This is a genomic window from Mesorhizobium sp. M7D.F.Ca.US.004.03.1.1 (genome assembly GCF_003998635.1).
GTDB classification, from domain to species: Bacteria; Pseudomonadota; Alphaproteobacteria; order Rhizobiales; family Rhizobiaceae; genus Mesorhizobium; species Mesorhizobium loti.
Genome location: NZ_RZQG01001192.1, coordinates 1 through 1,533 on the forward strand (window position 1 = coordinate 1; position 1,533 = coordinate 1,533).

The following is a 1,533-nucleotide window of genomic DNA, read 5'->3' on the forward strand; positions in this document are numbered from 1 at the left end:
CGTCAGATCTGCTCCGGGCCGATCGCGCTGGCGCTGGCCTCGTTCTTCCTGCTCTCGGCTTTCCTGGCTGTGGGGTGGCAGGCCGGTTTTTCCGCCAATTTTCTGCTCGGGACGGGCGCGGTGTTTTCGATCCTCAGCCTGCTGACGATGAGCAGCGGGGTAAAGCCGCGTCACGAGTTGAAGCCGATTCGCACCGTCGACCGCTTGGCCATGGCGGCAGCGCTGCTGGCGGTGTTCGCCGTCCATGGCTACGGCGTGCTGTGGGCCTCCGCCCAGCTCATCTAAGGTGTGTTGATATTCAGGTGATGCCGGCCTGCAAATGGCTGATACCTGCGCTTCCCCGTTCTACCGCGTCGCGGTAGAACTGAGCTCACGTACGAAAAGTACGCTCCGCTCCGGTTCTCGCTATGAGCCATTTTCGACTCGGCCTGACCTGAATCTCAACACACCTGGAGCCGTGCCGGATCAGGAAGTCTCAACCGGCCTTGCGCGGGGCTTCGACAGGCAGAGCCGTGGCGGGACCGAAGACATTCTCGAAGGCGGATTTCAGGGCCAGATCAAGGTCGGCCATTGTCAGGGGAAGGCCGAGGTCGACGAGGCTGGTGACGCCGTGGTCCTGCACGCCGCAGGGCACGATGCCGCTGAAATGGTCGAGATCCGGCTCGACATTGATGGCGATGCCATGAAAGCTGACCCAGCGCCGCAGCCGGATGCCGATTGCCGCGATCTTGTCTTCGGCCGGCGAGCCGTCGGGCAAGGCAGGCCGATCCGGCCGCACCACCCAGACGCCGACCCGGTCCTCGCGGCGTTCGCCCTGCACGTTGAAGGCGGCCAGCGTGCCGATGATCCACTGTTCGAGCGCCGCAACGAAGGCGCGGACATCCTCGCGCCGCCGCTTGAGATCGAGCATCACATAGGCGACCCGCTGGCCCGGCCCATGATAGGTGTATTCGCCGCCGCGGCCGGCTGCGAAGACCGGGAAGCGGCTGGCGTCGATCAGATCCTCGCTGCGGGCGCTGGTGCCGGCGGTGTAGAGCGGCGGATGTTCGACCAGCCAGACTATTTCACCGGCAGCGCCGCTTCGGATCGCCTCGGCGCGCGCCTCCATGAAGGCGATCGCATCGGGATAGGCGGTAAGGCCAGGCTCGATCAGCCATTCGACCGGTGCCGAACCGGGGAGCGGCAGGAACGACGTGGCGATCTGGCTGCGTTCTGGCATGACGGTGTCGCTTTTTGCTTATGCCTGTCGTGGCCCCAAAACCGCCTTGCACTTTTGGGCGACATGCATTTGCCATCCATATGGCAATAGCAGGCCGAAACGTCCAGTTCCGGCACCACATTCGAGCCCTGTGGAGCATTATGCCAATCGCCTGACATTATTGCTTGCCGTGCACTTGTTTCGCCGGAAACGATTTGCTACACGCCGCGAGCCGGTCGGTTCCGGCTCTACCACGTGCGGTCGTGGCGGAATTGGTAGACGCGCAGCGTTGAGGTCGCTGTGGGGCAACCCGTGGAAGTTCGAGTCTTCTCGAC

Annotated in this window: 1 protein-coding gene and 1 pseudogene; one reads left to right on the plus strand and one right to left on the minus strand. The window is 63.7% G+C overall.

The annotated features are described in order from the left end of the window. Positions 1-285 (plus strand): annotated as a pseudogene (locus EN935_RS35430) (site-2 protease family protein); the annotation flags it as partial. A gap of 190 nt (positions 286-475) precedes the next feature. On the opposite strand, the gene lipB reads toward EN935_RS35430, so the two are convergent. Next, positions 476-1,219: a lipoyl(octanoyl) transferase LipB gene (lipB, locus tag EN935_RS35435; RefSeq protein WP_109667940.1), complete on the minus strand. Its 744-nt coding sequence runs from the start codon at positions 1,217-1,219 to the stop codon at positions 476-478. Positions 1,220-1,533 lie beyond the last annotated feature (314 nt).